This is a genomic window from Micromonospora sp. NPDC048894, assembly GCF_040649765.1.
Taxonomy (GTDB): domain Bacteria; phylum Actinomycetota; class Actinomycetes; order Mycobacteriales; family Micromonosporaceae; genus Micromonospora; species Micromonospora antibiotica.
Genome location: NZ_JBEZFY010000006.1, coordinates 483,601 through 506,948, shown reverse-complemented (window position 1 = coordinate 506,948; position 23,348 = coordinate 483,601). Strand labels below are relative to the sequence as shown.

General features: G+C 72.8%; 16 protein-coding genes and 1 rRNA gene. 10 read left to right on the top strand and 7 right to left on the bottom strand.

Annotated elements, in window-relative coordinates:
- Nucleotides 1–140: 140 nt before the first annotated feature.
- Nucleotides 141–257 (top strand): 5S ribosomal RNA (gene rrf, locus AB0C22_RS16860).
- A 177-nt stretch (nucleotides 258–434) separates the two neighbouring features.
- Here rrf and AB0C22_RS16855 read toward each other — a convergent pair.
- A complete protein-coding gene (locus tag AB0C22_RS16855; RefSeq protein ID WP_219464328.1) occupies nucleotides 435–1,118 on the bottom strand; it encodes a hypothetical protein in 684 nt (227 codons plus the stop codon).
- A 70-nt stretch (nucleotides 1,119–1,188) separates the two neighbouring features.
- Here AB0C22_RS16855 and AB0C22_RS16850 point away from each other — a divergent pair, with 70 nt between their 5' ends.
- The 3 genes from AB0C22_RS16850 to AB0C22_RS16840 all read left to right on the top strand — a co-directional run bounded on the left by AB0C22_RS16850 (nucleotide 1,189) and on the right by AB0C22_RS16840 (nucleotide 5,668).
- Complete coding sequence (locus AB0C22_RS16850) at nucleotides 1,189–3,807, top strand: valine--tRNA ligase (protein ID WP_357535738.1); 2,619 nt, start codon at nucleotides 1,189–1,191, stop codon at nucleotides 3,805–3,807.
- A 92-nt stretch (nucleotides 3,808–3,899) separates the two neighbouring features.
- Nucleotides 3,900–5,171 carry a folylpolyglutamate synthase/dihydrofolate synthase family protein gene (locus AB0C22_RS16845; RefSeq protein ID WP_244253659.1) on the top strand — a complete coding sequence of 424 codons (1,272 nt, stop codon included), beginning with the start codon at nucleotides 3,900–3,902 and terminating at the stop codon, nucleotides 5,169–5,171.
- Entirely contained in the window at nucleotides 5,168–5,668 is a 501-nt protein-coding gene (locus tag AB0C22_RS16840) for a DUF4233 domain-containing protein (protein ID WP_219464325.1), read from the top strand. The genes AB0C22_RS16845 and AB0C22_RS16840 overlap by 4 nt, the downstream gene beginning before the upstream one ends.
- A 6-nt stretch (nucleotides 5,669–5,674) precedes the next feature.
- On the opposite strand, the gene AB0C22_RS16835 is transcribed toward AB0C22_RS16840, so the two are convergent.
- Nucleotides 5,675–7,042: a VOC family protein gene (locus tag AB0C22_RS16835; protein ID WP_219464324.1), complete on the bottom strand. Its 1,368-nt coding sequence runs from the start codon at nucleotides 7,040–7,042 to the stop codon at nucleotides 5,675–5,677.
- A gap of 141 nt (nucleotides 7,043–7,183) precedes the next feature.
- Between AB0C22_RS16835 and ndk the strand changes: the two genes are divergently transcribed.
- Nucleotides 7,184–7,609 carry a nucleoside-diphosphate kinase gene (ndk, locus tag AB0C22_RS16830; protein WP_208570945.1) on the top strand — a complete coding sequence of 142 codons (426 nt, stop codon included), beginning with the start codon at nucleotides 7,184–7,186 and terminating at the stop codon, nucleotides 7,607–7,609.
- A gap of 111 nt (nucleotides 7,610–7,720) precedes the next feature.
- Here ndk and AB0C22_RS16825 read toward each other — a convergent pair whose 3' ends face one another.
- A complete protein-coding gene (locus tag AB0C22_RS16825) occupies nucleotides 7,721–10,183 on the bottom strand; it encodes a glycogen debranching N-terminal domain-containing protein (RefSeq protein WP_357535735.1) in 2,463 nt (820 codons plus the stop codon).
- 121 nt (nucleotides 10,184–10,304) lie between these two features.
- On the opposite strand from AB0C22_RS16825, the gene AB0C22_RS16820 reads away from it, so the two are divergent.
- The gene (locus tag AB0C22_RS16820; RefSeq protein WP_219464322.1) at nucleotides 10,305–11,090 is read left to right on the top strand and encodes an alpha/beta fold hydrolase; all 786 of its coding nucleotides are present in this window, start codon (nucleotides 10,305–10,307) and stop codon (nucleotides 11,088–11,090) included.
- A 101-nt stretch (nucleotides 11,091–11,191) separates the two neighbouring features.
- Here the strand turns inward: AB0C22_RS16820 and AB0C22_RS16815 are convergent, their stop codons facing one another.
- Genes AB0C22_RS16815 through AB0C22_RS16805 form a run of 3 tightly spaced genes read right to left on the bottom strand, consistent with a single transcriptional unit; the run spans nucleotide 11,192 to nucleotide 13,806 of the window.
- A complete protein-coding gene (locus tag AB0C22_RS16815) occupies nucleotides 11,192–11,980 on the bottom strand; it encodes an ABC transporter permease (RefSeq protein ID WP_219464321.1) in 789 nt (262 codons plus the stop codon).
- A gap of 48 nt (nucleotides 11,981–12,028) precedes the next feature.
- Nucleotides 12,029–12,799 carry an ABC transporter permease gene (locus tag AB0C22_RS16810; protein WP_308290885.1) on the bottom strand — a complete coding sequence of 257 codons (771 nt, stop codon included), beginning with the start codon at nucleotides 12,797–12,799 and terminating at the stop codon, nucleotides 12,029–12,031.
- On the bottom strand, nucleotides 12,796–13,806 hold the full coding sequence (locus AB0C22_RS16805; protein WP_208570941.1) for an ABC transporter ATP-binding protein: 1,011 nt from the start codon (nucleotides 13,804–13,806) through the stop codon (nucleotides 12,796–12,798). The genes AB0C22_RS16810 and AB0C22_RS16805 overlap by 4 nt, the downstream gene beginning before the upstream one ends.
- Before the next feature lie 319 nt (nucleotides 13,807–14,125).
- Here AB0C22_RS16805 and ileS point away from each other — a divergent pair, with 319 nt between their 5' ends.
- Both ileS and AB0C22_RS16795 read left to right on the top strand, forming a co-directional pair.
- Complete coding sequence (gene ileS / locus AB0C22_RS16800; protein ID WP_357535731.1) at nucleotides 14,126–17,272, top strand: isoleucine--tRNA ligase; 3,147 nt, start codon at nucleotides 14,126–14,128, stop codon at nucleotides 17,270–17,272.
- Between the two features lie 151 nt (nucleotides 17,273–17,423).
- Nucleotides 17,424–18,116: a lysophospholipid acyltransferase family protein gene (locus AB0C22_RS16795; RefSeq protein ID WP_357535729.1), complete on the top strand. Its 693-nt coding sequence runs from the start codon at nucleotides 17,424–17,426 to the stop codon at nucleotides 18,114–18,116.
- Between the two features lie 64 nt (nucleotides 18,117–18,180).
- Here AB0C22_RS16795 and AB0C22_RS16790 read toward each other — a convergent pair whose 3' ends face one another.
- Nucleotides 18,181–20,145: a hypothetical protein gene (locus tag AB0C22_RS16790; RefSeq protein ID WP_357535727.1), complete on the bottom strand. Its 1,965-nt coding sequence runs from the start codon at nucleotides 20,143–20,145 to the stop codon at nucleotides 18,181–18,183.
- Between the two features lie 201 nt (nucleotides 20,146–20,346).
- Here AB0C22_RS16790 and AB0C22_RS16785 point away from each other — a divergent pair, with 201 nt between their 5' ends.
- The gene (locus AB0C22_RS16785) at nucleotides 20,347–22,377 is read left to right on the top strand and encodes a TIGR03960 family B12-binding radical SAM protein (protein ID WP_219464312.1); all 2,031 of its coding nucleotides are present in this window, start codon (nucleotides 20,347–20,349) and stop codon (nucleotides 22,375–22,377) included.
- A 201-nt stretch (nucleotides 22,378–22,578) separates the two neighbouring features.
- A complete protein-coding gene (locus tag AB0C22_RS16780) occupies nucleotides 22,579–23,298 on the top strand; it encodes a TIGR03936 family radical SAM-associated protein (protein ID WP_357024105.1) in 720 nt (239 codons plus the stop codon).
- Nucleotides 23,299–23,348: the final 50 nt, after the last annotated feature.

Genomic DNA, 23,348 nt, shown 5'->3' with positions numbered 1-23,348 from the left:
GTTCAGTTGACCGGTACTAATAGGCCGAGGACTTGCTTACAAGGCTGCTACGCGTCCACTGTGCAACTCTGAACAAACACCAAACAACCCCCCACCGTGTGTTGTGTGGGTGTGTGTGTTGTTTGATATGTTCATAGTGTTACGGCGGTCATGGCGGAGGGGAAACGCCCGGTTACATTCCGAACCCGGAAGCTAAGCCCTCCAGCGCCGATGGTACTGCACTCGGGAGGGTGTGGGAGAGTAGGACACCGCCGGACAATCTTTGGTTGAGGCCGACCCTTCGGGGTCGGCCTCAACTGTTTTCACGCCCCGAACACGCCAAGCCACACCGTCAAACAGCGGGCCTCAGGTATGAGGTGCCGGGCGTTGGGTGTCGCCGTTTACTCGGGGGCTGACATTGCGGTATCCCAACCGGCCGGATACCACTACCTGTGTCAGCCTCGGGTCTGGATGGCGTCGCGGAGCTGGCGGAACAGGCCGGCCGACTCGTCGACCGGGCGATTGGCGAACATGCCCATCGCCACACTGCCGTGGTCCGCCCACCCGCAGATCGCGAAGTCCCCACCGTCGCCACTGGTGCGACCGCACTTCATCACGCCGCCGTACTTTCCAGCGGGCACCTCACGGACGTCGGTGACCCGGCCGGTCTCGTCGGCCATCAGCCGGAAGAGGCTGTCCAGGTCACGTTCCGGCTGCCAGAGCAGGGTGGTGCCGCCGAAGAACAGCACCGCCCGCTTCTCGTCGGCCGGGTCGCGGTAGACGGTACCGATGCTGCGGTCCAGGTCGATGTCGGCGGCGAATCCGCTGCGCAGGTAGTCGGCGGTGCTGCGGGCCCGTTCCGAGTCGTCGCGGGTCAGACCCGCCACCTGGTCGGGGGTGCCGAGACGGGCATCCTTCTCCCGGGCGATCCGCCAGCCGGCGGTGCCCAACGCGGCGGCACCGGCCAGGCCGACGACCAGGGCGACGGTCAGCGCGATCCGCCGGCGGCGGGACACCCGGCCCAGCGCCCGGGGGCTCCGCTCCGGGTCGTCGTTGCTCAACCGGATCGGCTCGTCGGTCAGCTCGACCGGTTCGGGACCCTCGATGAGCTGACGCTCGGTGAGATGTGCGTCGGACATGTTCGCCACCGTACGCGAATGACCGGTGGCGCACGTCGGGTCCGCCGAAGCGCTCCGTAGACTTTCGCAGGTGACCGAGAGACTGGATGCCCGACGCCCCGACGCCCCGACCCTTGCCGGCCAGTACCAGCCCGGCGAGGTAGAGCAGCGACGGTATGAGCAGTGGGTAGCCGCCGGCCACTTCCGGGCGTCGGCGCAGAGCGACAAGCCCCCCTTCACCATCGTCATCCCGCCACCGAACGTCACCGGTGTGCTGCACATGGGCCACGCCCTGGACCACACCGTCCAGGATTCCCTGGTGCGTCGCAAGCGGATGCAGGGGTACGAGGCGCTCTGGCTGCCCGGCATGGACCACGCCGGCATCGCCACCCAGAACGTGGTGGAGCGGCAACTCGCCGGCCAGGGGCTGTCCCGGCACGACCTGGGCCGGGAACAGTTCGTCGAGCGGGTCTGGCAGTGGAAGGCCGAGTCCGGGGGTGCGATCCTCGGCCAGATGCGCCGGCTCGGCGACTCGGTCGACTGGGACCGGGAGCGTTTCACCATGGACGAGGGCCTGTCCCGGGCCGTGCAGACCATGTTCAAGAAGCTCTACGACGACGGGCTGATCTACCGGGCCAACCGGATCATCAACTGGTGCCCGCGCTGCCTGACCGCGCTGTCCGACATCGAGGTGGAGCACACCGACGACGAGGGTGAGCTGGTCTCGATCCGGTACAGCGACGAGGTGGTGGTCGCCACCACCCGGGCCGAGACGATGCTCGGCGACACCGCCGTGGCCGTGCACCCCGACGACGAGCGCTACCGGCACCTGATCGGCACCACGGTGGAGGTGCCGTTGACCGGCCGGCACATCCCGATCGTCGCCGACGAGCACGTCGACCCGGCGTTCGGCACCGGCATGGTCAAGGTGACCCCGGCGCACGACCCCAACGACTTCGAGATCGGCCAGCGGCACGACCTGCCCGCCCTGACGATCATGGGCGAGCGGGGCGTCATCACCGCCCCCGGCCCGTTCCAGGGCCTGGACCGGTACGAGGCCCGCCCGGCGATCGTCGCCGCGCTGCGCGAGCAGGGCCGGGTCGTGGCCGAGAAGCGGCCGTACGTGCACGCGGTGGGACACTGCTCCCGGTGTCGTACCACCGTCGAGCCGAGGCTGTCGTTGCAGTGGTTCGTCAACACCGCCCCGCTGGCCAAGGCGGCCGGCGACGCGGTACGCGACGGGCGGGTGAAGATCGAGCCGGCCGAGCTGGCCAAGCGCTACTTCGCCTGGGTCGACAACATGCACGACTGGTGCATCTCCCGGCAGCTCTGGTGGGGCCACCGCATCCCGGTCTGGTACGGCCCGGCCGGCGAGATCGTCTGCGTCGGCCCCGACGACACGCCCCCCACCGGCGAGGGCTGGCGGCAGGACGAGGACGTCCTGGACACCTGGTTCTCCAGCGGCCTGTGGCCGTTCTCCACCCTCGGCTGGCCGGAGCGCACCCCGGACCTGGCGAAGTTCTACCCGACGAACGTGCTGGTCACCGGCTACGACATCCTCTTCTTCTGGGTCGCCCGGATGATGATGTTCGGCCTGTACGCGATGGACGGCCGGCAGCCGTTCGACACGGTCGCCCTGCACGGCATGGTCCGCGACCAGCACGGCAAGAAGATGTCGAAGTCGTTCGGCAACGTGGTCGACCCGCTGGACTGGGTCGACCGGTACGGCGCCGACGCGACCCGCTTCACCCTGGCCCGGGGGGCGAACCCCGGCGGGGACGTGCCGGTCAGCGAGGAGTGGTGCCAGGGCTCCCGCAACTTCTGCAACAAGCTGTGGAACGCCACCCGGTTCGCGCTGCTCAACGGGGCGCACACCACCGGTGCGCTGCCGGCCGTCGACCAGCTCTCCACCGTCGACCGGTGGATCCTGTCCCGGCTGGCGCACGTCACCGCCGAGGTCGACGAGCAGTTCGAGGCGTACGAGTTCGCGAAGGTGTGCGACCTGCTGTACCACTTCGCCTGGGACGACGTCTGCGACTGGTACGTGGAGTTGGGCAAGCCGGTGCTCGCCGAGGGTGGGCCGGCCGCCGACACCACCCGCCGGGTGCTCGGGCACGTGCTGGACCAGCTGCTGCGGCTGCTGCACCCGGTGATCCCGTTCGTCACCGAGGAGTTGTGGACGGCGCTGACCGGGGGCGAGACGGTCATGACGGCGGCCTGGCCGACCGCCGACCGTACGCTGATGGACGACGCCGCGGAGCGCGAGGTCGGCACCGTCCAGCGGGTGGTGACCGAGATCCGGCGGTTCCGGTCCGACCAGGGGCTGCGGCCGACCCAGCGGGTGGCCGCCCGGCTGGACGGGCTCGGCGGGGCGGGGATCGCCGCGCACGAGCCGCTGATCCGTTCGCTGGCCCGGCTGGACGCCCCGGCCGACGACTTCCAGGCCAGCGCCACCCTCGCCATGCCCGGTGAGGTCAGCGTGGCGCTGGACACCCGGGGGTCGATCGACGTGGCCGCCGAGCGGGCCCGGCTGACCAAGGACCGTGCGGCGGCCGAGAAGGAGGTCGCGCAGGCCCGCGCGAAGCTCGACAACCCGGCGTTCGTCGGGAAGGCCCCCGAGCCGGTGGTCGCGAAGATCCGCGACCGGCTGGCGGTGGCCGAGGCCGACCTGATCCGCATCGACGCCGCTCTGGAGGCGCTTTCCTCGTGACCGACCGCACCGATCAGACCAGCCGGCCCGGGGCCGGGCGCGGCGAGTTCGCCGCCGTCGACGCCGAGCTGGCCGCGCGCGGGTTCACCCGGATGCATTTCGAGCTGGACCGCATCGAGATGTTGCTCGACCTGCTGGGCAGCCCGCAGCGGGCGTACCCGTCGATCCACCTCACCGGGACGAACGGCAAGACGTCCACGGCCCGGATGATCGACTCGTTGCTGCGGGCCTTCGGCCTGCACACCGGCCGCTACACCAGCCCGCACCTGGAGACCGTCCGGGAACGGATCAGCCTGGACGGGGAGCCGGTCGACGAGGAACGCTTCGTCGCCACGTACCGCGAGGTGAAACCGCTGGCCGACCTGGTCGACCAGCGGTCGGCCGAGCCGCTCACCTACTTCGACCTGACCACCGCGTTGGCCTTCGCCACGTTCGCCGACGCGCCGGTCGACGTGGCGGTGGTGGAGGTAGGGCTGGGCGGCGCCGAGGACGCCACCAACGTGCTCCAGGCCGGGGTGGCGGTGCTCACCCCGATCGGGCTCGACCACACCGAGTGGCTGGGCGACACGCTGGAGGACATCGCCCTACACAAGGCCGGCATCATCCACTCCGGCGCGACGGTCATCGCCGCCGCGCAGGAGGAGGAGGCGGCCCGGCCCATCCTGGAACGGTGCGCCGAGGTCGGTGCCACGGTCGCCCGGGAGGGCGCGGAGTTCGGGGTGCTGCGCCGGGCGGTCGCCGTCGGCGGCCAGGTGCTGACCATCCAGGGCCTCGGCGGGGTGTACGACGAGGTGTTCCTCCCGCTGCACGGGGCGCACCAGGCGCAGAACGCGGCGGTGGCGCTGGCCGCCGTCGAGGCGTTCCTCGGGGCCGGGGCGAAGCGGCAGCTGGACATCGAGGCCGTCCGGGAAGGTTTCGCCGCCACCAGCTCCCCGGGCCGGCTGGAGAAGGTGCGCAACGCCCCGACGGTGCTGCTGGACGGGGCGCACAACCCGCACGGGATGGCCGCCACGGTCACCGCGCTGCAGGAGGAGTTCGCGTTTAGCAAGCTGGTCGGGGTGCTCGCCGTGCTCGGCGACAAGGACGCCGCCGGCCTGCTGGAGCTGCTGGAGCCGGTGCTCGACTCGCTCGTCGTCACCCGCAACAGCTCGCCCCGGGCGATGCCGGCCGAGGAGCTGGCCGAGCTGGCCACGGAGGTCTTCGGCCCGGACCGGGTGCAGGTGGCCGACGAGATGCCGGACGCCATCGAGGCGGCCGTCGCCGAGGCCGAGTACGACGTCCCCGGCGAGTTGTCCGGGGTGGGGGTGCTGGTCACCGGTTCGGTGGTGACGGTGGCCGACGCCCGACGGCTGCTCAAGCGATGACCGGGCCGACCCCGGAGGGCCCGGGCCCGGTCAGCCCCGCCGACCGCCCGGACCCGACCCACGCCGCCCCGTCCGGGGGCGCCGGACCGTCGAAGGACGCCGGACCGACCGGGAGCGCCGGGCCAGCGCAGGAGGCCGGATCGGCGGTGGCGACCGGGCGGCGTTCCGGGCTGCGCAACCCCGAGGCGGCGGTACGGGGCCTCGGGGCCGGGACGCTCGGCCTGGAGGCGCTGGTCCTGCTGCTGGCGATCCAGCCGATCCGGGTGGTCGGCGGGCACTTCGGTGGGGCGGCGATCGCGGCCACCGTGGCGCTGGCCGTGGCGGCGGTGCTGCTGGCCGGCCTGATGCGCCGCCGGTGGGCCTGGTCGGCGGGCACCGTGCTCCAGGGGCTGCTGCTGCTCGCCGGCCTGCTGCACTGGTCGCTGTTCGGTCTCGGGGTCATCTTCGCCCTGGTGTGGGCGTACGCGTTGCACGTGCGCCGGGTCATCCTCGGCTGAGCGGGGTCAGGCGTCGGCGCGTTCCCGCCACTGGGTCAGCGCGATGCCGTGCCCGTCCGGGTCGCGGAACGCCGCGGCCCACACCTCCACCCGGGAGCCACGGTTGACCACCCGGGGGGCGTAGGTGAACCGCAGGCCGGAGTCCTTGAGCCGCCGGTAGGCTGCCTCGATGTCGTCGACCTCCAGGTTGACGTGGACCAGCCGGCGGCTCATCGGGGCCGCCCCGGTCACCTCGCGCAGCACCAGGCGGGTCGCCCCGGAGGCGAGGACGGCGTTGCCGGAGCCCCGGTCGAACTCCTCGAAGCCGAGCACGTCACGGTAGAACTCCAACGACCGGGACAGGTCGGTGACCAGCAGGGTCAGCCCGACGCCGCTGATCGGGGCGGCCAGTTCCTCCGGCTCGGCGGGCGCGGCCGTCGGGTCGTACCCGAAGATCGCCTCGTCGAGTTCCGGGTCGAGCCGCCCCTCGGTGGCGGCGGGGGCGTCCAGCGGCACGTCGACCGGGTCGAGGATCGGCTCGTCGAACCGCTCCTCGGCGGGCGGGCGGGGGGCGGGGGCGGCCGTCGCCGTGGCCCGCCGGGGCAGTGGGCCCGTCGTCGACTGTTCGACCACGGTGCCCTCCAGCACCACCGGGCGGCCGGGCCGCTGGTGCACCACCACCGGCTCCCGCTCGTCGGTGAGCACCTCGACGTCGTCGCGCAGCGGCTCGGCCCGGGCCGGCTCCTGGTGGGGTGACGTCGACCGCGGCGGGTCGTCCGGCGACGCGTCGTCGGGCAGGGGGCCGACGGACGGGGGGTCGCGCAGGTCGTCACGGAACTCGTCGCGGAAGTCGTCGTCGGCCGTGCGGCCGGCCCACGGTGGGGCCTCCTGCTGGATCAGCAGGTCGTCGATCGGCTCGGCCCCGGCGTACTCCGGGGGGAGGTCGGCCATGGTCATGGTCGACTCGGTGTGGGTCGGCACCTCGTCCCAGAGGACCCGGATGTGCCGCTGGTCGTCCAGGGCCACCCGGATCGGCAGGGTCTGCCCCAACGACGGCCACTTCGCCACCGGCACCCGGGGCTCGATGATCTTCTTGGACCGGGGCGGCATACCCGGGGCGTCGATCACCAGCTGGAGTTCGCACCGGCCGAAGGCGTACTGGGTCGGTGGTTCGGAGGCGCTGTGCACGTGGCCGACGCCGACCACCCAGGTGCGTCCGCCCCCGCGCACGGTGCCCAGGGCCACGGCGAGCACCACCAGGGCCACGCCCAGCGCGACGATGGCCCAGCTGGTCATGCCCAGCCCGAACAGGACGACGAAGGTGGCCACGGTGCCGAGCACCGCGGCGATCAGCTTGCGTACCGGCGCGATGGTGCGGTTCCCGCCATTCGCCACAGTGGACCTCCCAGGGGTCAGAGCCAGGCTAGGCCCGACGGCGACCGAGGGAAAGAGCAGCCGCCGCGCCGGTACCGCAACCGGGTCGCTAGGCTGACCGTACCCAGCCGAACCGCCTTGTGCGCACAGGAGGAACCCAGCGTGTCCAGCAGCAGCGCGGATGAGCGCACCCTCGTACTGATCAAGCCCGACGCGGTGCGCCGTGGCCTGGTCGGCGAGATCATCTCCCGCTTCGAGCGCAAGGGCCTGCGGATCGACGCGCTGGAGACCCGGACCCTGGACGGCGGATTCGCCGACCAGCACTACGCCGAGCACGTGGACAAGCCGTTCTATCCGCCGCTGAAGACGTTCATGACCAGCGGTCCGCTGGTGTCGCTGGTGCTCTCCGGTGACCAGGTGATCGAGGTGGTCCGCGCGATGATCGGCAGCACCGACGGTCGCAAGGCCGCCGCCGGCACGATCCGGGGTGACCTGTCGCTGTCCAACCGGGAGAACCTCGTGCACGCCTCGGACTCCACCGACAGCGCCAAGCGCGAGATCGCCCTGTGGTTCCCCACCCTCGGCTGATCCTGCGCTGACGGCGGGTCACCCGTAGGGTTGCCCGGCCACCCCCGGCCGGCAGAACGGGCAGTGGGCCGGGGACGGCAGCTCCGGGTGGGCCCACCGCCCCACACCCCGCTAGGGCGTGGGGCGGTCACGGAACGGGCGGCCCCGGCCGAGGGCGTCGGCGTAGCCCCAGCGGCCCCTGATGTCGAGCAGTTCGATCTGGCCCAGCTCCTCCGGCATCGCGGCGTCGACGGCGAGATGGTCCTCGTACGGTTCGAGCCCGAGCAGCGTGCGCAGCAGCAACAGGGGCGCCCCGGCCGAGGGGGCGTACGGGCTGTCGGTGAAGCCGTGCGGGACGGGAACGTGGGTGGTGGCCCGGTCGTAGCCGGTGAGGTAGGCCGGCAGTCGACCCTGGAAGTGCCGGGCGGCGTCGAGCAGCCCGGTGGCGATCCGGGCGGCCTCGGCCCGGAACCCGGCCCGGCGCAGCCCCCAGGCGATCAGCGAGTTCTCCCAGGGCCAGACCGCGCCGGTGTGGTGGCCGAGCGGGTTGTAGTCGGCTGCCGTGCTGGCCAGGGTGCGGATGCCCCAACCGGAGTAGAGCGCCGGGGAGAACAGGTGCGCCACCATCTGCTCGGCTCGGTGGGCCGCGACGATGCCGGTGCAGAGCAGCTGCCCCATGTTGGAGGTGAGCGAGTCCAGCGGGGTGCCGTCGAGTTGCACCGCCACCGCGTAGTGGCCACGCTCGGGTAACCAGAAGTCCCGGTCGAACCGCTCCCGCAGCCGGGCGGCGTCGCGTTCCCGCTGGTCGGCCCAGCCCGGGTCGCCCCAGAAGCGGCGGGCCATCCGGGCGGCCCGGCGGCGGGCCTCGTAGGCGTACCCCTGGATCTCGCAGATCGCCAGGGGGTAGGTGGGCGGGCGGCCGTCGTGGAAGCAGATCGCGTCGGCGGAGTTGCGCCAGCTCTCGTTCTGCGGACCGGTACGGGTCGGGCGTCGGGTGGACCAGACGTAGCCGCTGCCGGGCGGGTCCGCGTCGGAGTCGAGCCAGCCGATGGCGGCCCGGGCCTCGAACTCGAACCGGCGGACCAGTTCCGCGTCGCCGGTCCAGCGTTCGTACTCGTCGAGCAGGATGACGAAGGCGGCGGTGGTGTCGACCGCGCTGAAGCTGGCGGCCTCCGGGGTGTCGTTGAACGCGCCGGAGTCGCCGTACCGGCTCTCCTGGACGATCTTGCCGGGTTGCTCGCCCCGGAACGGGTCCTGCCGCACACCCTGGCTCAGCGCCAGGATGCGCAGCGTGTTGACGGCCCGTTCGGGCATGAAGGGCAGCGCCTGGAAGCTGCTGATCAGGCTCTCCCGGCCGAGTAGCGCCATCGACCAGGGCAGCCCGGTGGCGGGCAGCGCGGTCTGGAAGTTCAGCCCCGGGTAGTGCAGCGCGGCGAGGTCCCGGATGCCGTACTCGTACGCCTGCTGCAACGGTTTGTGGTCGGCGCGCAGCCGGGGCACCCCGGCGGTGCGGGCGGCGATGTCCCGGCCCCGCTGGTGTTCGCTGCGCCCCACCGAGCTGGTCAGTCGTTCCCGCAGGTCGCGGCGGTGCAGGTCGCGCAGGAGGGCCAGCACCCGTAGCCGGGTGGACCAGGTGCCGTGCGGCGCGACGGTGATCGTCCAGGTCAGGCCGTGGTCGTCGAGCTCGGCCGGCGTGCTGGAGGTGATCACGGTCTCCCGGTGCAGGCTGCCCCGCCGGTGGTGCAGCCGCAGCGCGTCGTCGGCGATGGTCGTGGTCACCGGCCGGGCCCGGCGGAAGCCGTCGCGGACCTCCAGCACCTCGGTGAAGTCCGCGCCCGCGTCGAGCCGGACGACGTACCGCACCGGTTCCGGTGCGTAGTTGAACAGCACGATCTCCTCTTCGAACTCCGGGCCCACCCAGCGGTGGCGCAGCACGGAGGTGGTGGCGTTGACGTAGTGGGTGGGTTCCCCGGGGACCAGCCCGAACTTGGCCTCGTAGGTGGCGACGTCGTCGACGGAGAGCACCGAGAGGGTCTCCGCGTTGACCGTCAGCCGCCAGGTCGACAGGAACCGGGTGTCGAAGGAGAACAACCCGAGCGGGGTGTTCGGGGCGCTGAGCACGTCACCGTTCCGGGCGCTGATCATGAAGATGTTGCCGGCGAAGACGCTGCTGACCTCGTGCAGCCCGATGAGGCTGGGGGTGGTGTGCCGGACCAGTTCGGCGGCCGGCCCCGTGCCGGTGCTGTCGGCGTCGACCGGCAGCAGCCGCCGGAAGGTGAACAGCAGCGCCAGGTCGCCGGCGACCGAGACGTCACCACGCAGCAGCATCGCCACCAGGTTGTCCCGGCCGGCCAGCAACCGGGTGAACGCCTCCGGCCGGACCTCCACCGTGCAGTCGGGGTCGTCCCCGTGCCGGGTCACCCGGGTGTGCCCGTCATCGAGCCGGACGAACCAGGCGGCGGTCCCGCCGTCCTCGGCGACGATCTCGAAGCGGAGCAGCCCGGTGGGGGCGGCGGGCAACCGTCCCCGGCCGTTCGCGGCCAGGTCGGCGAAGAACTCCTCGATCCGCCCGTCCACCGCCCGCTCCCGTCCCACGCCGGCACACCGGCGAAAAGGTCCAGGTGTGCCAAAAGGAACAATACGCCGCGCCGGACGTGGCCGGGCGCGCTTAAGTGGAAGAACGCCACTACGCTGCGCAAACTCCGGGGAGGACTCGATGACGGACAGGCAGACGGCCGCCGGGATGCGGTACCGGACGTACGGGCACGGCGGGCGGGGCACCTTCCTGCTGGTGCACGGCTGGTGCTGCGACCACGACTTCATGGCGCCCCTGGCCCGGCACCTGGCCGACCGGCAGGCCCGGGTGATCGCCGTCGACATGCCCGGCCACGGGGCCAGTCCACCCCCGACCGACGGTTACGGTGTCCCCGAGCTGGCCGGCCACCTGCGGGCCTTCGCCCACGCCCTCGACCTGCGCCGGGTCTTCGTGATCGGGCACAGCCTGGGCGGCGTCTGGTCACTGGTGGCCGCCGCCGGTGACCGGGACCGGTTCACCGGGCTGGGGCTGCTCGACTCGGCGGTGGCCGGGCCACCCGGGGCCGCCGCCGCGATCGCCCAGGTGGCGGCCTCGCTGCGGGACGACACCTCCGGCACGGTCCGGGAGTCGATCGTCAGGTCGTACTTCCCGGCGTATTCCGACCCGCGTCTGGTGGAGCGGGTGGTGGCGGCCATGGCCCGACCCTCGACCGAGGTCGCGTACGCGCCGATCGCCGGACTGGCCGACTGGATCGCCACCGACGGGGACGTGGCCGCCCTGCACCGGTGGGACCGCCCGCTGCTCTTCGTGGGCAGCAACGCCCCGTTCGCCGACTACGCCCGGCTGGCCCAGCTCGCGCCGCAGGCGTTCATCGGGCAGACGGTGGGCTCCGGACACTTCGTCCAGCTCCAGGTGCCGGCCCAGGTCGACGCGATGCTCGACCGCTACCTGGAGGTCACCGGCTGAGCCGCGGCCCGGCCCGGGCCGGCGGGGGTGGCGGTCGCGCCCGCCCGCCCCGCCGACCGCCCGCGCGGTGGGGCCGGCCCGGTGGGCGGCCGGCCCGGGGCTCAGAGGGTGTCGAGCGAGGCGCGACGACGGGACTCCGCCTCGAACACCCGCAGCAGCCCGGCCGCCAGCACGGCGTAGCCGACCCCGACGGCCAGCTCCGCACCGATCGCCGGCAGGACGTCGACCAGCGGGACGCCGCCGGCCAGCCGTCGGGCCGCGTCGGCGGCATGGGTGATCGGCAGCACCGCGCCGACCGCGCGGATGCCCGCCGGCAGGGCGTCGGCCGGCACGTTCACCCCGGTGAACAGCAGCAGCAACGCCACCGCCACGTTGGAGATCAGGAAGACGTCCCGGAACCGCAACCCCAACGCCCCCAGGGTCAGCCCGAAGAAACCACAGGCCAGCGAGGCCGTCGCCAGGGCCAGCAGCAGGCCGGGCAGGGCGGTGGGCGGGATCCGCAGGCCGAGCAGGAGCGCGGCCACGGTGAGCGTGCTCGCCGCGATCAGCAGGCCGTTGCCGGCGTACGGCAGCACCCGGCCGAGGAAGATGGCGGTGCGGCTGCGCGGGGAGAGCAGCACGTGCCCGAGGGTGCCGAAGCGCCGCTCGTTGGCCACCGCCATGGTGCCGCCGAAGACACAGGCCAGTGCGGCGGTGAGCACCGCGTTGCCGACGATGTAGAACCGGTCGTCGGCGACCCCGAACTCGCGCCCCAGGTAGGCGAAGAAGAAGAGCTGGAACAGCGGGCCCACCAGCAGGGTGCCCACGAAGATCGACGGGGTGGTCCAGTTGAACAGGGCCCGGTAGGCGATCACCCCACCGACGCCGACGAGCCGGAACAGCGCGCTCACCGGGGACCTCCGTCGGCCGGTCGGGACGGGACTGGCACCGGTGCCTCCTCAGGACAGGGCCAGGGTCGCGGTGACCCGGGCCCGGCGCTCGACGTACGTCATCAACACCCAGCCGGCGGCCAGGCAGGCCAGGCTGATCGCCAGGCAGACGGCCAGCGCCGGCCAGACCGGCCCGCCGGACGCGGCCTCGTGCACGGCGCGGGCGCCCCAGGTGGTCGGGAGCACCGCGGCGACCGGCCCGGTCCAGCCGGGCAGCGCGGTGACCGGCACGAGCATCCCGGAGACCAGCCAGATCGGGTACTCCAGCATGTTGGCCAGCGCGTTGGCGTGCCGCAGCAGCACGAAGCTGGAAGCCAGCAGCAGCCCGAACATGCCCAGCCCGGCGATGCAACCGGCCACCGCCACCGGGAAGGCCACCGGGTGGGCGAAGTCGAGCGGGATGCCGTAGAGCAACCGGCCCCAGGCCAGCGTGGCGAGCATCGCGTACGTGCCGGTGATGCCGGTGGCCAGGGTGACCGGCAGCAGCACCAGCGCGGGCGACCGGGGCGCCAGCATGATCATTTCCAGGGTGCCCTGCCAACGCTGGTTCTGGATCGCCCCGCCGGAGCCGAACAGCACCGTCGACCAGACCCCCATCAGCCCCGCGCCGACCGCCGCCTCCAGCAGCCGGTCCGGCTCACCGCCGGCCCGGAACAGATAGACCGCCAGGGTCGCCTGCACCACCGGGACGAACAACGCGATGGCGATCTCGAACGGGGAGCGGCTGAGCTGCTTGACGTGCAGCAGCGCACCGACCGCGATCATCCGCAGGGTGCTCACGCCGGCACCGGCCCGGCCACCGGCGTCGGCTCCGCCGCCCGGTTGACGATCGCCACGTACGCGTCCTCCAGGGTGGGCTGCCGGGCGGTCACCCGGCCCAGCCGTACCCCGTCCAGCTCCCGCAGCACGTCGGCCTGCACGTCCACCCCCGCGTCGGACTGCACCCCGAGGACCTGCGCCGCCCCGTGCACCGCCAGGCTCACCTCGCGTACGCCGGGCCGGGCCCGGATGGCGGCCAGCTGCCCGTCGGTCACCCCGTACGCCTGCACCTCCAGCACCCGCCGGCCGTCGGCGTGGTGGCGCAGCTCGGCGGGGGTGCCCAGGGCCTGGATCCGACCGCCCGCGATCACCGCGATCCGACCGCACAACTCGTCGGCCTCGGCCATGTAGTGCGTGGTCAGCAGCACGGTGGTGCCGGTGGCGGCCAGGTCGGCGACGGTCTGCCGCAGCTCCCGGGCGGCCACCGGGTCGACCCCGATCGACGGCTCGTCGAGGAACAGCACCCGGGGCCGGTGCAGCAGCCCCCGGGCGATGTGCAGCCGCTGGCGCATCCCCCGGGAGTAGCCCTCGACCCGGTCGTCCTCCCGGCCGGTCAACCGGACCAGCTCGAACAGCTCGGCGATCCGACGCTTCTGCTCCCGGCCCGGTACGCCGTACAGCTCGGCGAAGTAGCGCAGGTTGTCCCGGGCGGAGAGCCGGTCGTAGAGGCCCCGGTCGCCGCCGAAGACGTACCCGATGCGGCGGCGCACCTCCCGGGTCTGCCGGACCACGTCGAAGCCGCAGATCCGGGCCTCGCCCCCGGTCGGGATGAGCAGGGTGTTGAGCAGCTTGATGGTGGTGGTCTTGCCGGCGCCGTTCGGGCCGAGCAGGCCGAACAGTTCACCGTGGCCCACCGTGAGGTCGACCCCGGCGACGGCGTGCACCTCCCGACGCTGCGGTCGTAGCCATCCGGTCCGGCTGCGGTAGCTGCGGTGCAGCCCCACCGCCTCGATCGCGTGCTCACCCATGGCCGCGAATCTATGGGTCGGGCCGGTGACCCGCACACCCATTACTCGGCGGCGGCGACCCGGACAGGTCGAGTATCCTTACCGGCACAGGCGACGACCCGGCCATCACCGGTGAGCCTCCGGAAGAAAGGGCCCGACGGGCCCGACTAGAACCGGACGGGGCGGCCCGTCACAGCCGGCCAACGAGCGGGCGGTCGATCCTGACCGTCAAGCGGGGTGGTACCGCGGGCCCGGCCCGGGGCGTCGACCACGGCGTACCGGAGCAGGCTCGTCCTCGCAGACCACGACTGAGTGAGCTGCCAGAGGAGAGCGACCCCCGATGGGCTATCCGTTGCACGACCCGACCGCCGCCGGCGTCCCGGCGAGCCCGGACCTGCCCGCGGTCGAACGCCGCGTCCTGGAGCACTGGACCGCCGACCGGACCTTCGAGGCGTCGGTGACGGCCCGGCCGGCCGGCGACGACGGCAAGAACGAGTACGTCTTCTACGACGGCCCGCCGTTCGCCAACGGCCTGCCGCACTACGGCCACCTGTTCACCGGGTACGTCAAGGACGTGGTGCCGCGTTACCAGACGATGCGCGGCCGGCACGTCGAGCGGCGCTTCGGCTGGGACTGTCACGGCCTGCCCGCCGAGGTGGTGGCCGAGAAGCAGCTCGGTATCACCAGCAAGGCGGAGATCCTCGACCTCGGGGTGGCCCGGTTCAACGACGCGTGCCGATCCTCGGTGCTGGAGTTCACCCAGGACTGGGAGCGGTACATCAACCGGCAGGCCCGCTGGGTCGACTTCACCAACGACTACAAGACCCTCGACCTGGACTACATGGAAAGCGTCATGTGGGCCTTCCGGACCCTGCACGACAAGGGCCTGATCTACGAGGGCTTCCGGGTGCTGGCGTACTGCTGGCGGTGCGAGACGCCGCTGTCGAACACCGAGACCCGGATGGACGACGTCTACCGCGACCGGCACGACCCGACGCTGACCGTGTGGTTCGGGCTGACCGCCGACGAGTCCGCCCCGGAGCTGCTGCGCGGGCCGGTCAGGCTGGGCGTCTGGACCACCACCCCGTGGACCCTGCCGTCCAACCTCGCGCTCGCCGTCGGCCCCGACATCGAGTACGCGGTGCTCGACCGCGACGGGGAACGGTTCGTCGTCGGCGCCGCCCGGCTCGGCGCGTACGCCAAGGAGCTGGAGGGCTACCAGCAGGTCGGCACCGTGTACGGCCGGGACCTGGTCGGACGTCGCTACACCCCGCTCTACGACTTCCTCGTCGAGCAGGCCGGCGAGCACGCCTACCAGGTGCTCGGCGCGGAGTTCGTCACCACCGAGGACGGCACCGGGATCGTCCACCTCGCCCCCGCGTTCGGCGAGGACGACCAGAACGTCTGCAACGCCGCCGGCATCCCCACCGTCGTCACCGTCGACGACCACACCCGGTTCACCGCGCTGGTCCCGCCGTATGAGGGCGAGCAGGTCTTCGACGTCAACAAGCCGGTGATCCGGGAGCTGAAGGAGCGGGGGGTGGTGCTGCGGCAGGACACCTACACCCACTCGTACCCGCACTGCTGGCGCTGCGACACCCCGCTGGTCTACAAGGCGGTGTCGTCGTGGTTCGTCGCGGTGACGCAGTTCCGGGACCGGATGGTGGAGCTGAACCAGCAGATCAACTGGACGCCGGGTCACATCAAGGACGGCTCGTTCGGCAAGTGGCTGGCCAACGCCCGGGACTGGTCGATCAGCCGCAACCGGTTCTGGGGCTCGCCGATCCCGGTGTGGAAGTCCGACGACCCGACCTACCCCCGGGTCGACGTCTACGGTTCGCTGGCCGACATCGAACGGGACTTCGGGGTACGCCTGACCGACCTGCACCGGCCGGCGGTGGACGACCTGACCCGGCCCAACCCGGACGACCCGACCGGCCGGTCGACGATGCGCCGGGTGCCGGAGGTGCTGGACTGCTGGTTCGAGTCCGGGTCGATGCCGTTCGCCCAGGTGCACTACCCGTTCGAGAACGCGGACTGGTTCGAGCACCACTACCCGGGCGACTTCATCGTCGAGTACATCGGGCAGACCCGGGGCTGGTTCTACACCATGCACGTGCTGGCCACCGCGCTGTTCGACAGGCCGGCGTTCCGCAACTGCCTCAGCCACGGCATCCTGCTCGGCTCCGACGGGCGCAAGATGTCCAAGAGCCTGCGCAACTACCCGGACGTCTACCACGTCTTCGACGCGTACGGCTCGGACGCGATGCGCTGGATGCTGATGTCCTCGCCGGTGCTGCGGGGCGGCGACATGGCGGTCACCGAACCGGCGATCCGCGACGCCGTCCGGCAGGTGCTGCTGCCGCTGTGGAACGTCTGGTACTTCTTCTCGCTCTACGCCAACGCCGCCGGTCACACCGCCCGGCGGCGGGTGGACAGCACGCACCTGCTCGACCGGTACGTGCTGGCCAAGACCCGGGAACTGGTCGAGACGACCGGCGCGCAGATGGACGCGTACGACATCTCCGGGGCGTGCGGCACCGTCCGGTCCTACCTCGACGCGCTGACCAACTGGTACGTGCGGCGATCCCGGGACCGGTTCTGGTCCGGCGACGCCGACGCGTTCGACACCCTGTGGACCGTGCTGGAGACGCTCTGCCGCGTGGTGGCGCCGCTGGCCCCGCTGACCGCCGAGGAGATCTGGCGCGGGCTGACCGGCGAGCGGTCGGTGCACCTGACCGACTGGCCGTCGGCGCAGGACCTGCCCGCCGACCACGACCTGGTCGCGGCGATGGACGCCACCCGGGACGTCTGCTCGGCGGCGCTGTCGCTGCGCAAGGCCAAGGGGCTGCGGGTCCGGCTGCCGCTGCCGAAGCTGACCGTGGCCTCCCCGGCCGCCGACCAGTTGCGGCCGTTCGCCGACCTGGTCGCCGACGAGGTCAACGTCAAGGAGGTGGAGTTCTCGGCGGAGGTCGCCAGCTACTGCCAGCAGGTGCTGACGGTGGTGCCCCGGGCGCTCGGCCCCCGCGTCGGCAAGCAGGTGCAGCAGGTGATCAGGGCGGTCAAGGCGGGGGAGTGGGAGCTGCACGACGGCGCCCCCGTCGCCGCCGGGGTCACCCTCGCCGAGGGTGAGTACGAGCTGCGCCTGGTCGCCGCCGACGCCGAGCACTCCGCGCCGCTGCCCGGTGGTGAGGGCGTGGTGGTGCTCGACACCGAGGTCACCCCGGAGTTGGCCGCCGAGGGGCTGGCCCGGGACGTGGTCCGGGTCGTGCAGCAGGCCCGCCGGGACGCCGACCTGGACATCTCCGACCGGATCGTGGTGTCGGTGTCGGCCTCCGAGCAGGTGCGGGCGGCGGTGTCGGCGTACACCGGGTTCGTGGCCCGGGAGGTGCTCGCCGACACGGTGGACTTCGCCGACGGCCTGGCCGGTTTCACCGGTGAGGTCGGCGACGGCGAGCGGGTGACGGTGACCGTCCGCCCGGTGTGAGGTCGTCGGTGGGGTCCCGGCCCGACGGGTCGGGACCCCACCGACCACCCGCGCCATCCAGCAGGCGGACGCGCGTGCACCCGTTGGGTCGCGGGGGCGTCCGTCCGCTACCGTGACACCGCCTGTTCACCGTACGACCGCCGGAGGACCCGTGCCGCTGCTCTACACCATCGGCAAGCTCACCGTGGGACCCGCGATGCGGCTGGCCTTCCGCCCGGCCGTCGAGGGACTGGAGCACATTCCGGCGAGCGGTGGCGCGATCTTCGCGGGCAACCACCTCTCCGTCGCCGACGAGCTGCTGCTCGGCACCGTAGTCCCCCGGCACCTCGCCTTCTGGGCCAAGTCGGAGTACTTCACCGGCACCGGCCCGAAGGGCGCGCTGTCCAAGTTCGTGCTCACCGGCCTGGGGGCCATCCCGGTCGAGCGGGCCGGTGGCCGGGCCGCGCTGTCCGCGTTCGACGCGGCCATCCCCGCGCTGCGCTCCGGTGACCTGGTCGCCGTCTATCCCGAGGGGACCCGGTCGCCCGACGGCCGGCTCTACCGGGGACGGACCGGCACCGCCCGGCTGGCCGTGGCGGCCGGGGTGCCGGTGATCCCGGTCGGGGTGACCGGCACCGACAAGGTCCAGCCGATCGGCACCCGCATCCCCCGCCCCGGCAAGGCGAAGATCGTCATCCGGTTCGGCAAGCCGCTGGACTTCACCGGCCGCGCCGACGACCGCACCTCACTGCGGGAGATGACCGACGAGCTGATGGCCGAGATCCAGAAACTCACCGGTCAGGAGTACGTCCCCCGCTACGCCCCCCGCCGGGCCGAGCCCACCCCGGGCGAGACCCCGGCCTGACCACCCCCGGTCTGCGGGGTTCTGCGCACCCGACCCGAGCTGACCTCGCCGGGCCGGCGCGTGCTCAGCCCTGCTTGGGGGTGACGATCTGGGCGCGCATGGTGGCGAGCAGCCGGGCGCTGTCGTCCACCGAGAGCCGGGTGAAGACCCCGGTGGCGCTGCTGCCGTAGTCCACCGACGTGCAGACCACCACGGCGGTGCCGCTGGAGGAACCGGTCGCGCAGCGCTCGTACCGGCCACGGACGCCGCTGTCCACCGGTTGGGGCGTGCCCAGCGTGAACGTGTCGGTCAGCCGCACCATCGTGTCGTCCGCCTCGGACTCCGGCCGGAACCGGAAACCGGTGTCGCCGAAGACGGTCACCCGCTTGCCGTCGGAGGTGCTGTACACCCCGGCGTAGACGTCCTCGGCCAGCAGGTTCGCCTTGCGTACCTCGGTCTTGAGCTTCTCGACCTCGCTGCCCGAATCCTCGCGCAGGGTCAGGTCGGCCACCTGGGTCGGCAGGGCGGCATCGGCCGGGTACTGCTGCCAGGCCGGCCTACCGAACCAGGCGGGGCAGCCACAGCAGCAGGCCAGGCTGAGCAGCAGCACCCAGGGCCAGCGCCGACGCTTGCGGCGGACGTACCCCTTGGGAGGTCGGCCCGGGTTCGGCGGTGGGGCGGCCGGTTCCGGGCGGACCCGCCGCTGCTTCGGCGGCCGGGGTGGCGCGGGCGGCGGCGCAGGTGGCAGCGCCGGGCGGGCCGGCGGCGGGGACGCCGGCCGCGCGACCGGCACCGGCGCGACCGGGTACGGCCGGGTCGGTGAGGGTGCGGCGGGGCCGGCCGACGACACCGACGGGTACGCCGGCGCCGGGGAGTTCGGCTGGGGCGGGGTCGGGGTGGGCGTGTGCTGGTGGGGCGGGGTCGGGGTCGGGGGGTGCTGGTGGGGTGGGGCCGGGTCGGCGGCCGGTGGGTAGGGGCGGGTCGGCGGAGACGGGGGGTAGGGCAGCGCGGCCAGCTCCGGGTGGTGCAGGTCCCAGCCGCCGGTGTCCACGCCCGCCCACGGGTCCACCGGGGCGCGGTGTTCGGGCAGCTCCGGCGGAAGGGGCGGCGGAGGCGGCGGCACCGGGGCGAACTCCACCGACTCACCCCAGCTGCGGCGGCGGGGCGGCGGCGCGGGCACGGCGGCGGAACCACTCCAGCGGGGGGCCGCGGGCTGCTCCAGCGTCGGGTCGGGCCGCTGCTCCAGCCGGGTGGCGTCGGGGCGCTGTTCGAGCCGGGTGGCGTCGGGCCGGTGCTCCACCCGGGTGGCGTCGGGGCGAACGGCGTCGGGGCGGGGGGTGCCGGGGTGCTGCTCCACCCGGGTCGGGTCGGGTCGACCGGGCGGCGGCTCGGGTGTCGGCGGCTCGGGTGCCGTGCTCCGGGCCGGAACGGTGGCCGACCCGCGCGCCGGGGTGGTGGGGCCGGGTGCGACCCCCCGTGCCGGGCTTGCCGGTTCCGCCGCCGTGCCGGGCACCGGCGGGCTGAACTGTCCGGCCGGGCCTGTCGGCTCCGGCGGGCTGGCCTGGGCGGTCGGGTCCGGCCCGGTGGCCGGCTCGTCCGGCTCGGCCGGTTTCGGCGGGGTGGCCTGGTTGGTCGGCTCTGGCGGGGTGGCCGCGTCGGTCGGGTCCGGCGCGGTGGCCGGCTCGTCCGGGTCGGCCGGTTTCGGCGGAGTGGCCGGCTCGTCTGGGCCTGTCGGCGCGGGCGGGTCGGCCAGGCTGGCTGGCTCCGTCTGGGTGGTCGGCTCCGTCTGGGTGGTCGGCTCCGGCGGGGTGGAGTCGGCGGGCGGGGAAGACTCGCCGGCCGGGTGCGTGGGGTCGCCCTGCGTGACCTCAGCGGGCTCCTCGGCCGGCGCTGCGGTGTCGGCAGGGTCGCTGTCAGGCGGTACGGGGAGGTCGGCTGGCCCGGCGGAGACCACCGGATCCTGCTGCCGACCCGGGACCGGGTCGCCCCCCTCGGCCAGCCGGTCTGTTCCCGGCTGCGGCTGCGGCATCGCGGCAATCTCCTCTCGCACCGGTTGCGAGGTTAGTACCGGGGCGCCACCTCGACCAATCGGCGGTACCGCGACCGCCCGCCCCGCGTCCGGGAATCCCCGGCCCCGCCACCGGCCGTCCGCCCGCCCGCCGGGCACCGGACACCAGCGGGCCGTCGGGGCGGTGGGGGAGACCGGCGGTGCGGCGTGCCGTCCGTGGGTGGACGCGTACCCTTGGGCTCCATGAGTGCTCCGTCCACGACCCCGCGCCCCGCCGCGGCCACGCCCGACGACGCGGCGGTCGCGTCGCCGCACCACGACACCACGCTGTCGGTGTGGCCCCGGCTGGAGGCGCTGCTGCCCCAGGTGACCAAGCCCATCCAGTACGTCGGTGGCGAGCTGGGCGCGGTGGTCAAGGACTGGGACGCGGCGACCGTCCGATGGGCGCTGATGTATCCCGACGCGTACGAGGTGGGCCTGCCCAACCAGGGTGTGCAGATCCTCTACGAGGTGCTCAACGAGCTGCCCGACGTGCTGGCCGAGCGGACGTACGCGGTGTGGCCCGACCTGGAGGCGCTGATGCGCACCCACGGCGTGCCGCAGTTCACCGTCGACGCGCACCGCTCGGTGCGCCGCTTCGACGTGTTCGGGGTCTCGTTCTCCACCGAGCTGGGCTACACCAACCTGCTCACCGCGATCGACCTGGCCGGCATCCCGATGCTGGCGGCCGACCGCACCGAGGCCGACCCGGTGATCGTGGCCGGTGGGCACGCCGCGTTCAACCCGGAGCCGATCGCCGACTTCATCGACGCCGCCGTGCTCGGCGACGGCGAGGAGGCGGTCCTGGAGATCACCACGATCGTCCGGGAGTGGAAGGCGGAGGGTTCCCCGGGTGGCCGCGACGAGCTGCTGCTGCGGCTGGCCCGCACCGAGAGCGTCTACGTGCCGCGCTTCTACGACGTCGACTACCTGCCCGACGGTCGGATCCAGCGGGTGGTGCCCAACCGCCCGGACGTGCCGTTCCGGGTGCACAAGCGCACGACGATGGACCTGGATGCCTGGCCGTACCCGAAGAAGCCGCTCGTGCCGCTGGCCGAGACGGTGCACGAGCGGTACGCGGTGGAGATCTTCCGGGGCTGCACCCGGGGTTGCCGGTTCTGCCAGGCCGGCATGATCACCCGCCCGGTGCGGGAGCGGTCGATCACCACCGTGGGGCAGATGGTCCAGCAGGGGCTGGAGTTCTCCGGCTTCCACGAGGTGGGGCTGCTGTCGCTGTCGTCGGCCGACCACTCCGAGATCGGCGACATGTGCTCCGGCCTGGCCGAGCAGTACGCCGGCACCAACGTGTCGCTGTCCCTGCCGTCGACCCGGGTGGACGCGTTCAACATCGACCTGGCGCAGGAGCTGTCCCGCAACGGACGGCGGACCGGGCTGACCTTCGCCCCGGAGGGCGGGTCGGAGCGGATCCGCAAGGTCATCAACAAGATGGTGTCGAAGGACGACCTGATCCGTACGGTGGTCACCGCGTACACCAACGGTTGGCGGCAGGTGAAGCTCTACTTCATGTGCGGCCTGCCCACCGAGACCGACGCCGACGTCCTCGAGATCGCCGACATGGCGCACGAGGTGATCCGGGCCGGGCGGGCGGCCACCGGCTCCAAGGACATCCGCTGCACCGTCTCGATCGGCGGGTTCGTGCCCAAGCCGCACACCCCGTTCCAGTGGGCGTCGATGGAGCGGCCCGAGGTCATCGACGGTCGGCTCAAGCTGCTCAAGCAGGCCATCAACGCGGACCGGTCGCTCGGCCGGGCCATCGGTTTCCGTTACCACGACGGCGAGCCGTCGCTGATCGAGGGGCTGCTCAGCCGGGGTGACCGCCGGGTCGGTGCGGTGATCCACGAGGTGTGGCGCAACGGTGGCCGGTTCGACGGCTGGAGCGAGCACTTCTCGTACCGGCGTTGGGTGGACGCCGCCGCCGCGGTGCTCCCGGGCTTCGGCGTGGACCTGGACTGGTACACCACCCGGCAGCGCGACGAGCTGGAGGTGCTGCCCTGGGACCACCTCGACTCGGGCCTGGACAAGGACTGGCTGTGGCAGGACTGGCAGGACTCGCTGGGCGAGTACGAGCAGGACGACTGCCGGTGGACCCCGTGCTTCGACTGCGGCGTCTGCCCGTCGATGGACACCGAGATCCAGATCGGGCCCACCGGCCGTAAGCTCCTGCCGCTCACCCCGGTCACCGCGCTGAAGGTGCCCACCGGCGCCCAGCAGTGACCGCCGACGGGGCGGGGCCGGCGCGCTGTGGCGGGCCGCCCGTCCCGTTCCGACGATCGTGAAGCTATCGTCACCGGCAGTTCGCGCCCCGGGTCGACCCGGGGCGCGGCACCACCGGCCGGCGTCAGACCGAGGAGTACGACGATCAGCAGGAAACCACAGCCGGAGGGCGGGCAGGCGCCGGTCGTCCAGCGTGTCCGGATCCGGTACGCCAAGCGCGGGCCGTTGCGGTTCACCTCCCACCGGGACTTCGCCCGTGCCTTCGAGCGGGCCCTGCGCCGGGCCGCCGTGCCGGTGGCCTTCTCCCAGGGCTTCACCCCGCATCCGAAGATCTCCTACGCCAGCGCCGCCCCCACCGGCGTCGCCAGCGAGGCGGAGTACCTGGAGGTCGGCCTCCAGGCGACGGTCGACCCGGAGCAGCTGCGGCTGGCCCTCGACGCGGCGCTCTCACCGGGCCTCGACGTGCTGGAGGTGGTCGTCGCCGCCGGGGGGAGCCTGGCCGAGCGGATCGAGGCGTCGCACTGGCGCATCGAGCTGCCCGACGTCGACCCGGACGTGGCACGACGGGCGGTGGCCGCCTTCGTGGCCGCCGACGAGGTGCAGGTCGAGCGGATGACCAAGCAGGGCCGACGGACGTTCGACGCCCGTGGCGCGGTGACCCACATCGATGTGCTGCCGCCGGGGGAGACGCCTTCCGGGGCAGCGGACTCGTCATGTGCGATACTCGAACTGGTCGTACGGCAGGTCACCCCGTCCGTACGACCCGATGACGTCCTTTCCGGCCTCCGCGTGGTGGCCGCCCTGGAGCCGCCGGTCTCCCCGAGGGTGATCCGGCTGGCGCAGGGCGTGTTGACGGCGCAGGGTGCGATCGTGGATCCGTTGGACGCGGATCGCGACGGGGCAGCCATCGGAGAACACTGACCGTCGGTCAGCGTTCTGGCAGGCAGACTTCGGCGGTCGCGCACGTCGCG